Raw genomic sequence first — 12,970 nt, forward strand, 5'->3', positions numbered from 1 at the left:
CCCGCCCGGCGCGTCGGCCGCCGCCCCGCCGCGCGCGGCCCCCCCCCCCAACCCCCGCGGGGCGGCCGGGCGCGCCCGGCGGGCCTACCGCCCCCCCCGCCACAACAACCCGCTCGCCGCGGCCCTTGTGCATTGACGCCCTCCCCCTGCCCATGCTCTCCTGTGCGCCTAGTTACGGGTGCCCTTCACAGGGTGAAACGGGAAACCGGTGAATCGTGTGCTTTACTCCAAAGCCACGTCAGTCCGGTGCTGCCCCCGCAACGGTAAGCGAGCGAAGCGTCTGAACCACTGTGTCCACGGACATGGGAAGGGTGACGCTTGCAGGCCAGGCACAAGCCCAGCCCCTCGTGAGCCCGGAGACCGGCCCATGACTCAAGCATCAACAAACCCGCGGTGGGCGGGCGCTGTTCGAACCTTGGCGGGTTTTCGCCCGGGGTCTCATCGCGCTCGCATCCCCCACGGAACAAAAACAGAGGGAAGCGCCATGTCGACCATCAGCAGCACCGCCCGCTCCGCCAGCAGCACCACCACCCTGAGCCAACGCCTGAGCGCCGCGATCCTGGCTTCGATCCTGGGGGCGGGGTTGGTCTATTTCGCCGGTTTCTCCCACATCGAAGCGGTACACAACGCCGCCCACGATACCCGCCACAGCGCCGCCTTCCCCTGCCATTGAGAACCGACGACATGATCAAGCGTATCGCCCAGACCGCCGGTTTCAGCGGTTTGCTGGCCGCCCTGCTGTTGACCCTGTTGCAGAGTTTCTGGGTATCGCCGCTGATTCTCCAGGCGGAAACCTTCGAGAAGGCTCCGACGACCGAGGTTCACGAACACGCCGACGGGGCCCCCCATACCCATGACGCCGACGCCTGGGAGCCGGAAGACGGTTGGCAGCGGGTACTGTCCACCACCGGCGGTAACCTGGTGGTCGCCGTGGGTTTTGCCCTGATGCTGGCGGGCCTGTACACCTTGCGCGCACCGACTCGCACCTCCCAAGGCCTGCTCTGGGGCTTGGCCGGTTATGCCACCTTCGTCCTGGCACCGACCCTCGGCCTGCCCCCGGAGCTGCCCGGCACCGCGGCGGCCGACCTGGCCCAGCGGCAAATGTGGTGGATTGGCACCGCGGCGTCCACGGCGGTGGGCATTGCCTTGATCGCCTTCGGCCAGCATTGGCTGCTCAAGATACTGGGCGCGGCGACGTTGCTGGTGCCCCACGTCATCGGCGCACCGCAACCGGAAGTCCACTCGATGCTGGCGCCCGAAGCGCTTGAGAGCCAGTTCAAGATCGCCTCGCAGGTGACCAACGTCGCGTTCTGGCTGGCCCTGGGCCTGATCAGCGCCTGGCTGTTTCGCCGTGGCGACCAGGCCCACCACGACGCATGAACGCCGCGCCGATCCTGGTGATCGGCCTGGGCTGCCAGCGCGGTTGCCCGGCCAGCACACTGCGGGCCTTGCTCGAACAGACATTGATGGCCCACGGCATCGAGCTTCACCAGGTGCGGGCCCTGGCCAGTATCGACCTCAAGCGTGACGAGCCCGGGTTGTTGGAACTGGCCGGGCAATTGGGCTTGCCGCTGACCTGCTTCAGTGCCGAACAACTGGCCGACTACGAGCCGCGGCTCAGTCACCGTTCCGAGATCGCTTTCGAGCGAACCGGTTGCCACGGTATCGCCGAAAGCGCTGCCCTGGCCTTGGCCGACCAGTTGGGCACCACGACGTCGTCAACACTGCAGATTCCCCGACAGAAAGGCCCCCAATGCACGTTGGCATTGGCGGTCGTGGGGTAAAACCCGATAATCGGCGTCCAGGATCATGAGCGATATTCATCTGGGCGACGCTCACCCACCTTTCTCAGGAGCCGGTCAATGACCGTGTACTTCATCGGCGCCGGCCCCGGCGACCCGGACCTCATCACGGTCAAAGGCCAACGACTGATCCGCCAGTGTGCGGTGATCATCTACGCCGGCTCGCTGGTGCCGACCGCCGTCCTCGAAGGCCATTGTGCCGAACAGGTGATCAACAGCGCCGAGCTGCATCTGGAACAAATCATCGAATTGATCAAGAGCGCCCATCTCAAGGGCCAGGACGTGGCCCGGGTACACTCCGGCGATCCGAGCTTGTACGGCGCCATCGGCGAGCAGATTCGCTGCTTGCGGGAACTGGGCATCCCGTTCGAAATCATCCCGGGAGTAACCGCGACCTCAGCCTGCGCCGCCCTGCTGGGCGCCGAATTGACCTTGCCGGACATCTCCCAGAGCCTGATCCTCACCCGTTACGCCGACAAGTCCCCGATGCCCGCCGGGGAGGAACTGGGCAGCCTGGCCCAGCACGGGGCAACCATGGCGATTCACCTGGGGGTCAATCATCTGGAAAAAATCGTCGACGAACTGCGGCCCCACTACGGCGCCGATTGCCCGATCGCGGTGATCCACCGGGCGACCTGGCCAGATCAGGATTGGGTGATGGGGACGTTGGACGATATCGCGACAAAGGTACAAGCCAAGGGCTTTCGCCGCACGGCGCTGATTCTGGTGGGACGGGTGTTGGGCAACGATGTGTTCAGCGAGTCTTCGCTGTACCGCGCCGGGCATGCGCATCTGTACCGGCCCTGACTCCCTCAGCAAGAGCTAACCCAGATTCCCTGTGGGAGCGAGCTTGCTCGCGATAGCGGAGGGTCAGCCAGCAGTGGTGTTGAATGTACCAATGCCTTCGCGAGCAAGCTCGCTCCCACAGGGTTCGCCGAACACCCACAGGTTACGCGCCGATCACCGAAGCTTTTGTGGCGAGGGAGCTTGCTCCCGCTGGACCGCGAAGCGGTCCCCTGGCAACCCCTGCATCATCACGAGAATGCATCGATTGCCTGGCGATTGCTTCGCAATCGAGCGGGAGCAAGCTCCCTCGCCACAGCGTTTTGCGCGCAGCGAACACCTATCAGTAGTAGGCGTTTTCTTTCTGCGTATGGTCGGTCACGTCGCGTACGCCCTTGAGCTCCGGAATGCGCTCGAGCAAGGTGCGCTCGATGCCTTCCTTCAAGGTCACGTCAGCCTGGCCGCAGCCCTGGCAGCCGCCGCCGAACTGGAGCACGGCGATGCCGTCTTCCACCACGTCGATCAGCGACACCTGGCCGCCGTGGCTGGCCAGCCCCGGGTTGATTTCGGTTTGCAGGTAGTAATTGATGCGCTCGTTGACCGGGCTGTCGGCATTGACCATCGGCACCTTGGCGTTCGGCGCCTTGATGGTCAGCTGGCCGCCCATGCGGTCGGTGGCGTAGTCGACGACCGCATCGTCCAGGAAAGCTTCGCTGAACGAGTCGATGTACGCGGTGAAGCTCTTGAGCCCCATCGCGGTGTCTTCGGGTTTTTCTTCCCCCGGCTTGCAGTAGGCGATGCACGTCTCTGCGTACTGGGTGCCGGGCTGGGTGATGAAGCTGCGGATCCCGATACCCGGGGTGTTCTGCTTGGACAGCAGGTCGGCCAGGTAATCGTGGGCGGCATCGGTAATGGTTATGGCGGTCATGGAAACTCCTCGCAGGCTTGCCGGCAGTTTACGCCAATCATCGCGCCGGACAAAGTCCTAGTATTTTTGTCAGGAAAGCATCCGGCGGCACGGGGTTTGCCACCGGACCTGTCGATCAGAGGTTCTGGTAGCGATTCATGTCCAGCACACCGCTTTCCACGGGCTCCGTCTCCTGGATGGACTGGCTCAGGTCATGGAAGTAGTACCAGAAGTGCGGGTGGCTGCGGCGAATCCCCCAGCGCTCGACAATCCGCTCGAACGCCGGCGCGTCTTGGACGCCTTGCATGGCTTCGACGAACGCCGGCACTTGCCCGGCCGGAATGTTGAACAGGAAGTTCGGATAGCTGCTGAGCACGCCCGGGTAGACCGTCAGCGTGTCCAGCCCCGGTTGGTAGCGCCGTTCCTCCCCCAGCAGGAACGCCACGTTGCTGTGGGCGCGGTTGCGCAGCAGGCTGTAGACCTCACGCCGACCGCCAACGGTTTCGACGCGCAGCATCGTCGCTTCCGGCAGTTGGTCGATCACCTTGAGCCCCGCCGCCGGGCGCGACACCAGCCGACTGAGGGCCTGCTCGGCGTTTTGCAGCGTCGGGTCGATGTTCGGGCGCGAGCAGTAGGCCCCGTCGCAGCGGTTGAGCGGATCGGGGCGCGCGTTCAGCTCGCCATAGCGGGCTAGCAATTGCTGGGCGAAATCGCGCTTGGGGTCGTGCTCGTCAAGCTTGAGGGCCGTCGGCTTGTCATTGTCGATGGCCTCGTAATCGAGCCACATCTTGACTTTGCCACCGTCCTGGTACCAGTCGTCCAAGTACTCTTCGCGGGAGTCAGCGGGCATCAGGCGCAGGAAGTTCTGTTCCGCGCCATTGCGGATCAAGTCGAAATACAACCGGGTCTGGGCCTGGTGGGACACGTTGCCGAACACGTCGAAATTCACCGCCAGCTGATAGTAGGTACGCTCCAGCAACGGGAAGTCGAACAGCCACATTGTCTGCGGTACCTCGCCGATCAGCCCCTTGGTGACCGAAGCACTGTCGAAATGCCGGAAAATGCTCAGCAGCGCGTTGTCGTTGCCGGCCCACAGCGTCGACCAGCTCGGTGCCGGCAGCTCGGCATAGTTGTCGCGGCGCAAGGCTTCGTATTCGTTACGTTTGTCCCGATAGTCGAGCCACAGGCTGACGACACTGCCCACGTCATCGTTCTGCCCCGGCATCGCCAATAGCGGCGTGGCCTGGCCGCGATAGTTCGGGTCGGTGATGTACAGGTCGTGCTCGGGGGCCTGGAACAGCGCCCAGAAATTGTCGCGGATCACATCCGTGGCGATCTGGCCACGGCACACCGGCCCGCGAATGAACGTGCGCACGAAGTACTCGGCGTTATCGAGCATGAACTGGTAGCGGGCCTGGGCCGGGATCGCTTCGAAGGTGGAAAACGGATTGGCCCGGCGCTCCGGCCCATAACCCGGCAGCGCGCTGACCTGCCAGTTGCCGCTGTAGAACAGGCTCTTGATGCGCGCCATTTTCGCCGCGCTCAAGCCGTAGGTGATGTGGGTCTTGTGCACGATCACCCCCTGTACCGGCCAGAGCCGGTAATAAATGCGGGTACCAGGGTCGTCGTTGGGACGGCGGGTGTTGATCAGGTCGATCGGCTGGCCCGTGGGCGTGCGCGAACGCACCCACTGGAAGAAATGCCCCGGCTCGCCGCCCTTGAAATAGATGTGCGCCAGGAGCCAGTGTTCGAACAACCAGCGGCCCCCCAGGCTTTCCCGGGCGCCCGGGGCATTGAGCAGGTTTTCCCATTGCACCACTTGCAAGGCTTCGGCGGCGCTTGGGGCCAGGGCCTGCTGATCGATGGGCGCGCCTGCGGCCAACCAGCGCTGCAGGGTCTGGTATTGCTGGTCAGTCAGGCCGGTGACGGCCAGGGGCATGCCTTCCTTGGGATGGGCACCGGCGTATTCGTCGAATTGACCCGGCATCGCGCAACTGTTGTCGCGGTTGAGGCCCAGGATGATCTCTTCCGGCAGCTTGGCGTTAGGCTGCAACGGCGTGCGATGGCCCAACTCCAGCATGCGCGCCATCAACGCAGCCTGGCTGCCCTGGGCGTCGAGCACTGAATAGAAACCCTTGCGTTGCCAGGCGCGCGGGCCGGAGGCGTCATAGAACAAGCGGGTCGGGTCGGCCGCCTGGCGCCGCTCGCCGTCATACACCGACAGCTTGCTCGCCCCCCGCGCCGCGCCCTCGCCGCTGCCCAGGTTCAACTGGCAGGCGGAGTCGTAGCAGGCATGGCAGGCCACGCATTTTTCCGTGAAGATCGGCTGGATATCACGAGTGTAGGAGATCGCGGAAGCGGGATTCCCGGCGGCTGCGGTAAAAGACAACAGCAGCAGACTGCCGAATAAGACGCGGTACGGCATGTCTCGGGTCCCTAAGAGATAATCCGGCGATTCTACCGGGCCAGCATCGCCTTGCAAACATGAGCGATATTCATGCAAAAGCCGTCATGATCAAATCCTGCACAGGTTTGCTATCATCCCGGCCTTCGTAATGGTCTTTTTTCCAGGTAGTCCTATGTCTGATCGCAGCGCTCGCCTTTATCTTCTCCAGCAAGCCCTCAAGGAACGCATCCTGATCCTCGACGGCGGCATGGGCACGATGATCCAGAGCTACAAGCTGGAAGAACAGGACTACCGCGGCAAGCGTTTTGCCGACTGGCCGAGCGACGTCAAGGGCAACAACGATTTGCTCGTGCTCAGCCGCCCCGACGTGATCGGCGCCATTGAAAAAGCCTACCTGGATGCCGGCGCCGACATCCTCGAAACCAACACCTTCAACGCCACCCAGGTGTCCCAGGCCGACTACGGCATGCAGGGCCTGGCCTACGAGCTGAACCTGGAAGGCGCGCGCCTGGCCCGTAAGGTGGCCGACGCCAAGACCCTGGAAACCCCGGACAAGCCGCGCTTCGTCGCCGGCGTGCTCGGCCCGACCAGCCGCACCTGCTCGCTGTCGCCGGACGTGAACAACCCTGGCTACCGCAACGTGACCTTCGATGAACTGGTGGAAAACTACACCGAGGCCACCAAGGGCCTGATCGAAGGCGGCGCCGACCTGATCCTCATCGAGACGATCTTCGACACGCTGAACGCCAAGGCGGCGATCTTTGCCGTGCAAGGGGTCTACGAAGAACTGGGCGTCGAACTGCCGATCATGATCTCCGGCACCATCACCGACGCCTCCGGCCGCACCCTCTCCGGCCAGACCACCGAAGCCTTCTGGAACTCGGTGGCCCACGCCAAGCCCATTTCCGTCGGCCTGAACTGCGCCCTCGGCGCCAGCGAACTGCGCCCGTACCTGGAGGAGCTGTCGAACAAGGCCAGCACCCACGTATCGGCCCACCCCAACGCAGGCCTGCCCAACGAATTCGGGGAATACGACGAACTGCCGGCCGAGACGGCCAAGGTCATCGAGGAGTTTGCCCAGAGCGGTTTCCTGAACATCGTCGGCGGCTGCTGCGGCACCACCCCGGCGCACATCGAAGCCATCGCCAAGGCCGTGGCCGGCTATGCGCCGCGACAGATTCCGGAGATTCCCCGGGCCTGCCGCCTGTCGGGCCTGGAGCCGTTCACCATCGACCGCAGCTCGCTGTTCGTCAACGTCGGCGAGCGGACCAACATCACCGGCTCCGCCAAGTTCGCCCGGCTGATCCGCGAGGACAACTACACCGTAGCACTGGAAGTGGCCCTGCAACAGGTCGAGGCCGGCGCCCAGGTGATCGCCATCAACATGGACGAGGGCATGCTCGATTCGAAGAAGGCCATGGTGACCTTCCTCAATCTGATTGCCGGCGAACCGGACATTTCCCGGGTGCCGCTCATGATCGACTCCTCCAAGTGGGAAGTGATCGAAGCGGGCCTCAAGTGCATCCAGGGCAAGGGCATCGTCAATTCCATCAGCATGAAGGAAGGCGTCGAGCAGTTCATCCACCACGCCAAGCTGTGCAAGCGCTACGGCGCCGCGGTGGTGGTGATGGCCTTCGACGAAGCCGGCCAGGCCGACACCGAGGCGCGCAAGAAGGAAATCTGCAAGCGCTCCTACGACATCCTGGTCAATGAAGTCGGCTTCCCTCCGGAAGACATCATCTTCGACCCGAACATCTTCGCCGTTGCCCCCGGTATCGAAGAGCACAACAACTATGCCGTGGACTTCATCAACGCCTGCGCCTACATCCGCGACGAACTGCCCTACGCACTGACCTCCGGCGGCGTGTCCAACGTGTCGTTCTCGTTCCGCGGCAACAACCCGGTGCGCGAGGCGATTCACTCGGTATTCTTGCTGTATGCGATCCGTGCGGGCCTGACCATGGGCATCGTCAACGCCGGCCAACTGGAGATCTACGACCAGATCCCGGTGGAGCTGCGCGACGCCGTGGAAGACGTGATCCTCAACCGTACACCCGAGGGCACCGACGCCCTGCTCGCCATCGCCGACAAGTACAAGGGTGACGGCAGCGTCAAGGAAGCGGAAACCGAAGAATGGCGCGGCTGGGAAGTGAACAAGCGCCTGGAGCACGCGCTGGTCAAGGGCATAACCACCCACATCGTTGAAGACACCGAGGAATCGCGACTGTCGTTCGCCCGGCCGATCGAGGTCATCGAAGGCCCGCTGATGGCCGGCATGAACATCGTCGGCGACCTGTTTGGCGCTGGCAAAATGTTCCTGCCCCAAGTGGTCAAGTCTGCCCGTGTCATGAAGCAGGCCGTGGCGCACCTGATCCCGTTCATCGAGGCGGAAAAAGGCGACAAGCCAGAGGCGAAGGGCAAGATCCTCATGGCGACGGTCAAGGGCGACGTCCACGACATCGGCAAGAACATCGTCGGCGTCGTGTTGGGGTGCAACGGCTATGACATCGTCGACCTGGGCGTGATGGTGCCGGCGGAAAAGATCCTGCAGGTGGCCAAGGAACAGAAGTGCGACATCATCGGCCTGTCCGGCCTGATCACCCCGTCCCTGGATGAGATGGTGCACGTGGCGCGGGAGATGCAGCGCCAGGATTTCCATCTGCCGGTGATGATTGGCGGTGCTACGACCTCCAAGGCTCACACGGCGGTGAAGATCGAGCCCAAGTACAGCAACGATGCGGTGAGCTATGTCACCGACGCTTCCCGCGCCGTGGGCGTGGCGACCCAGTTGCTGTCCAAGGAACTCAAGCCGGCGTTCGTCGAGAAAACCCGCCAGGACTACATCGACGTGCGCGAGCGCACCTCGAACCGCAGCGCCCGCACCGAACGCCTGAGCTACCCGGCGGCCGTGGCGAAGAAGCCGCAGTTCGACTGGAGCAGCTACCAGCCGGTCAAGCCGACCTTCACCGGTGCCAAGGTGCTGGACAATATCGACCTGAACGTCTTGGCCGAATACATCGACTGGACACCGTTCTTCATCTCCTGGGACCTGGCCGGCAAGTACCCACGCATCCTCACCGACGAAGTGGTCGGCGAAGCGGCCACGGCGTTGTACGCCGATGCCCGGGCGATGCTGCGCAAGCTGATCGACGAGAAACTCATCAGCGCCCGCGCCGTGTTCGGCTTCTGGCCCGCCAACCAGGTGCACGACGATGACCTGGAAGTCTATGGCGACGACGGCAAGCCACTGGCGCGCCTGCATCACCTGCGCCAGCAGATCATCAAGACCGACGGCAAGCCGAACTTCTCCCTGGCCGACTTCGTCGCGCCGAAGGACAGCGGCGTCACCGATTACGTCGGCGGCTTCATCACCACCGCCGGCATCGGCGCCGAAGAAGTCGCCAAGGCTTATCAAGAAGCCGGCGACGACTACAACTCGATCATGGTCAAGGCCCTGGCCGACCGTTTGGCCGAAGCCTGCGCCGAATGGCTGCACCAGCAGGTGCGCAAGGAACACTGGGGTTACGCCAAGGACGAAAGCCTGGACAACGAGGCGCTGATCAAGGAGCAATACACCGGCATCCGCCCTGCCCCCGGCTACCCGGCCTGCCCGGATCACACCGAGAAGGCCACGCTGTTCCGCCTGCTCGATCCCGAGGCCAGTGAAATGAAAGCCGGGCGCAGCGGCGTGTTCCTCACCGAACACTACGCCATGTTCCCGGCGGCGGCGGTCAGCGGCTGGTACTTCGCCCATCCCCAGGCGCAGTACTTTGCCGTGGGCAAGATCGATAAGGACCAGGTGCAGAGCTATACGGCGCGCAAGGGCCAGGATTTGAGCGTGACTGAACGTTGGTTGGCGCCGAATCTGGGTTACGACAACTAGGACCCCTTCGCTTCACAAAGATCGCAGCCTGCGGCAGCTCCTACAGGGTGTGTGGATTCCTGTAGGTGCTGCCGCAGGCTGCGATCTTTTGTCTATGCTTGTTCCAAACCCATGGCAGACGAGGGATTTATGGACGATCCAGTCGACAACAAGCCGCCAACGCTGTTGCAGATGATGCACAGCGTGCTGGCCGCCGCTTTCGGCGTGCAGAGCGGCAAGAACCGCGCCCGGGATTTCACCCACGGCAAACCGAGTCACTTCGTGATATTGGGGATCGCTTTCACGGCGATCTTCGCCTTGACGTTGTTTGGCATCGTCAAGCTGGTGGTGCATCTGGCGGGGTTGTAGCTCTTCAACGCCACACAAAATCCTGTGGGAGCGAGCTTGCTCGCGATAGCGATTGTTCAGTCAGGCATGATGCGACTGATACACCGCTATCGCGAGCAAGCTCGCTCCCACATTGGCTACGGCGTTGACGACAAATTATTGGTGACTGACCCAGAACACTGCGGTACCCACCACCAGGATAATCAGGAACAAAATGGCCCAGGCATCAACAGTACTGTCGCTTTTCCTTGCTTTGGTCGGATTGCTCATTGCATCGCCTCTTGTCGGTTTTGTAGGTGATTGCATAGGGACTCGACCACAGTTAAGACGATGATTGCCCGTACGACAAATGTGGGTTAGACAATAATCAGTCTCATTAGTCGATTTGGTTCTTTACATATACTCAAACATCACTTTTGCGCATAACTCAAAACAGGTATCTTGCACCGGCTCCTCTAGGAGTGCGCGGCCGTGCGCGCAGAATTGCCGAGGCAGAACCCGATTCCAGCGAGCCAACATGCAGCTGTTTCTGATCGGCCCAAGCCTGAGACCGAGACTTATATGTACGTATATGACGAGTACGATCAGCGAATCATCGAGGACCGCGTCAAGCAGTTCCGTGATCAGACCCGACGCTATCTGGCAGGCGAGCTGAGCGAAGAAGAATTCCGCCCTCTGCGCCTGCAGAATGGCCTGTATATCCAGCGCTTCGCCCCGATGCTGCGCGTGGCCGTGCCTTATGGCCAGTTGACCTCGCGCCAGGTGCGCAAGCTGGCGCAGATTGCCCGCGACTATGACAAGGGCTATGCACACATCAGTACCCGGCAGAACGTCCAGTACAACTGGCCGGCCCTGGAAGACGTGCCTGAGATCCTGGCCGAACTGGCCACCGTGCAGATGCACGCGATCCAGACCAGCGGCAACTGCCTGCGCAACGTCACCACCGACCAGTTCGCCGGTGTCGCGGCCGACGAGTTGATCGACCCGCGGCCGTGGTGCGAAATCGTTCGCCAGTGGACGACGTTCCACCCGGAATTCGCCTACCTGCCGCGCAAGTTCAAGATCGCAATCAACGGCTCGACCTCGGACCGTGCGGCCATCGAAGTCCATGACATCGGCCTGGAGACGGTCTACAACGCCGCCGGCGAGCTGGGCTTCCGTGTGCTGGTGGGCGGCGGCCTGGGGCGTACCCCGGTGGTCGGCGCGTTCATCAACGAGTTCCTGCCGTGGCAGGACCTGCTGAGCTACCTCGACGCCATCCTGCGGGTGTACAACCGCTATGGCCGTCGCGACAACAAGTACAAGGCGCGGATCAAGATCCTGGTCAAGGCCCTGACGCCGGAAGTGTTCGCCGAGAAGGTCGAAGCCGAGATGGCTCACCTGCGTGGCGGCCAGACCACCCTGACCGAAGCCGAAGTGCATCGCGTCGCCAAGCACTTCGTCGACCCGCAGTACAAGGCGCTGGCCAATCAGGACGCCGAACTGGCTGCCCTCGACAAGGAACACCCGGGTTTCGCCCGCTGGCGCACCCGCAACACCCTGGCCCACAAGAAGCCGGGTTATGTCGCGGTGACCTTGTCCCTGAAACCGACCGGCGTCGCACCGGGCGACATCACCGACAAGCAACTGGACGCCGTCGCCGACCTGGCCGAGCGCTACAGCTTCGGCCAACTGCGCACGTCCCACGAGCAGAACATCATCCTGGCAGACGTTGAACAGAGCCAGTTGTTCACCTTGTGGGGCGAGCTGCGTGAGCAAGGTTTCGCCACGCCGAACATCGGCCTGCTGACCGACATGATCTGCTGCCCGGGCGGCGATTTCTGCTCCCTGGCCAACGCCAAGTCGATCCCTATCGCCGAATCGATCCAGCGCCGTTTCGACGACCTGGACTACCTGTTCGACATCGGCGAGCTGGACCTGAACATTTCCGGTTGCATGACCGCCTGTGGTCACCACCACGTGGGCCACATCGGCATCCTGGGCGTGGACAAGAAAGGCGAAGAGTTCTACCAGGTCTCCCTGGGCGGCAGCGGTAGCCGCGACGCCAGCCTGGGCAAGATCCTCGGCCCGTCGTTTGCCCAGGACGACATGCCTGACGTGATCGAGAAGCTGATCGACGTGTACATCGAACAACGTACCCCGGACGAGCGCTTCATCGACACTTACCAACGTATTGGCATCGACCTCTTCAAGGAACGCGTCTATGCAGCGAATCATTAAGAACAACGAGGTCATCGACGAAACCTGGCACCTGCTGCCCAAGGACGCGAGTTTCGATGGCATCTCCAACTGTGACGACCTGATCGTGCCCCTGGCCCTGTGGCGCGATCATGCCCACGCCCTCAAGGCCCGCGACGGCGGCCTGGGTGTGTGGCTGGACGCCGACGAGGAAGTTGAGGAAATCGGTGATGATGCCAACCAGTTGCAGGTCATCGCCCTGAACTTCCCGGCCTTCACCGACGGGCGCAGCTACTCCAACGCACGCCTGCTGCGTGACCGCTATGGTTTCAAGGGTGAATTGCGAGCCATTGGCGACGTACTGCGCGACCAGTTGTTCTACATGCGCCGTTGCGGTTTCGACGCCTTCGCCTTGCGCGCCGACAAAGACCCCTATGAAGCCCTCGAAAGCCTCAAGGACTTCTCGGTGACCTACCAGGCCGCCACTGACGAGCCGCTGCCGCTGTTCCGTCGGCGCTGAAACCTGATACACAAAAAAGCCCTGATCCGGGTGTGCCGGTTCAGGGCTTTTTTGTTGATGGATGATCGATGCCCAGGCCCCCCGAACCATTGTGGGAGCGGGGGGGGGGGGGGGGCCGGGGGGCCCGGCGACCCCCGGCGAGGCGCGCGAGCGGCCGGGGGGG

The 12,970-nt window shown here is 62.9% G+C and carries 10 protein-coding genes and 1 riboswitch; of the genes, 8 read left to right on the top strand and 2 right to left on the bottom strand.

The window, feature by feature from the left end; translation table 11 throughout:
* Positions 1-159 precede the first annotated feature (159 nt).
* A riboswitch (cobalamin riboswitch) is annotated at positions 160-383 on the top strand.
* Positions 384-484: 101 nt separating this feature from the next.
* From HGO40_RS25895 to cobM, 4 genes are all read left to right on the top strand, one after another.
* Positions 485-673 (top strand): CbtB domain-containing protein, encoded by a 189-nt coding sequence (locus tag HGO40_RS25895; protein ID WP_053121497.1) that lies wholly within the window; start codon positions 485-487, stop codon positions 671-673.
* An 11-nt stretch (positions 674-684) separates the two neighbouring features.
* Positions 685-1,380, top strand: a complete 696-nt coding sequence (locus HGO40_RS25900) for a CbtA family protein (RefSeq protein ID WP_250965352.1) — start codon at positions 685-687, stop codon at positions 1,378-1,380.
* Positions 1,377-1,784 (top strand): cobalamin biosynthesis protein, encoded by a 408-nt coding sequence (locus HGO40_RS25905; protein ID WP_250965353.1) that lies wholly within the window; start codon positions 1,377-1,379, stop codon positions 1,782-1,784. The genes HGO40_RS25900 and HGO40_RS25905 overlap by 4 nt, the downstream gene beginning before the upstream one ends.
* A gap of 78 nt (positions 1,785-1,862) precedes the next feature.
* Positions 1,863-2,609 (top strand): precorrin-4 C(11)-methyltransferase, encoded by a 747-nt coding sequence (cobM, locus tag HGO40_RS25910; RefSeq protein WP_250965354.1) that lies wholly within the window; start codon positions 1,863-1,865, stop codon positions 2,607-2,609.
* Positions 2,610-2,928: 319 nt separating this feature from the next.
* On the opposite strand, the gene nfuA is transcribed toward cobM, so the two are convergent.
* Positions 2,929-3,513: a Fe-S biogenesis protein NfuA gene (gene nfuA / locus HGO40_RS25915; protein ID WP_250965355.1), complete on the bottom strand. Its 585-nt coding sequence runs from the start codon at positions 3,511-3,513 to the stop codon at positions 2,929-2,931.
* A 115-nt stretch (positions 3,514-3,628) separates the two neighbouring features.
* Complete coding sequence (locus HGO40_RS25920) at positions 3,629-5,917, bottom strand: fatty acid cis/trans isomerase (RefSeq protein WP_250965356.1); 2,289 nt, start codon at positions 5,915-5,917, stop codon at positions 3,629-3,631.
* A gap of 154 nt (positions 5,918-6,071) precedes the next feature.
* On the opposite strand from HGO40_RS25920, the gene metH reads away from it, so the two are divergent.
* From metH to HGO40_RS25940, 4 genes are all read left to right on the top strand, one after another.
* Positions 6,072-9,782 (top strand): methionine synthase, encoded by a 3,711-nt coding sequence (gene metH / locus HGO40_RS25925; RefSeq protein WP_250965357.1) that lies wholly within the window; start codon positions 6,072-6,074, stop codon positions 9,780-9,782.
* A gap of 129 nt (positions 9,783-9,911) precedes the next feature.
* A complete protein-coding gene (locus tag HGO40_RS25930; RefSeq protein ID WP_250965358.1) occupies positions 9,912-10,130 on the top strand; it encodes a DUF2970 domain-containing protein in 219 nt (72 codons plus the stop codon).
* 540 nt (positions 10,131-10,670) lie between these two features.
* On the top strand, positions 10,671-12,329 hold the full coding sequence (locus tag HGO40_RS25935) for a nitrite/sulfite reductase (protein ID WP_250965359.1): 1,659 nt from the start codon (positions 10,671-10,673) through the stop codon (positions 12,327-12,329).
* On the top strand, positions 12,313-12,807 hold the full coding sequence (locus HGO40_RS25940; protein WP_250965360.1) for a DUF934 domain-containing protein: 495 nt from the start codon (positions 12,313-12,315) through the stop codon (positions 12,805-12,807). Before HGO40_RS25935 ends, HGO40_RS25940 begins: the two co-directional genes overlap by 17 nt.
* Positions 12,808-12,970 lie beyond the last annotated feature (163 nt).

Source organism: Pseudomonas sp. CG7 (genome assembly GCF_023701885.1).
GTDB lineage: Bacteria > Pseudomonadota > Gammaproteobacteria > Pseudomonadales > Pseudomonadaceae > Aquipseudomonas > Aquipseudomonas zanjanensis.

What these genes read in the sequence shown, in the direction of transcription:
- HGO40_RS25895 (WP_053121497.1), top strand. Translation starts at nt 485, where the DNA reads ATGTCGACCATCAGCAGCACCGCCCGCTCCGCCAGCAGCACCACCACC.
- nfuA (WP_250965355.1), bottom strand. Translation starts at nt 3,513, where the DNA reads ATGACCGCCATAACCATTACCGATGCCGCCCACGATTACCTGGCCGAC.
- HGO40_RS25935 (WP_250965359.1), top strand. Translation starts at nt 10,671, where the DNA reads ATGTACGTATATGACGAGTACGATCAGCGAATCATCGAGGACCGCGTC.
- HGO40_RS25940 (WP_250965360.1), top strand. Translation starts at nt 12,313, where the DNA reads ATGCAGCGAATCATTAAGAACAACGAGGTCATCGACGAAACCTGGCAC.
- cobM (WP_250965354.1), top strand. Translation starts at nt 1,863, where the DNA reads ATGACCGTGTACTTCATCGGCGCCGGCCCCGGCGACCCGGACCTCATC.
- metH (WP_250965357.1), top strand. Translation starts at nt 6,072, where the DNA reads ATGTCTGATCGCAGCGCTCGCCTTTATCTTCTCCAGCAAGCCCTCAAG.
- HGO40_RS25905 (WP_250965353.1), top strand. Translation starts at nt 1,377, where the DNA reads ATGAACGCCGCGCCGATCCTGGTGATCGGCCTGGGCTGCCAGCGCGGT.
- HGO40_RS25920 (WP_250965356.1), bottom strand. Translation starts at nt 5,917, where the DNA reads ATGCCGTACCGCGTCTTATTCGGCAGTCTGCTGCTGTTGTCTTTTACC.
- HGO40_RS25930 (WP_250965358.1), top strand. Translation starts at nt 9,912, where the DNA reads ATGGACGATCCAGTCGACAACAAGCCGCCAACGCTGTTGCAGATGATG.
- HGO40_RS25900 (WP_250965352.1), top strand. Translation starts at nt 685, where the DNA reads ATGATCAAGCGTATCGCCCAGACCGCCGGTTTCAGCGGTTTGCTGGCC.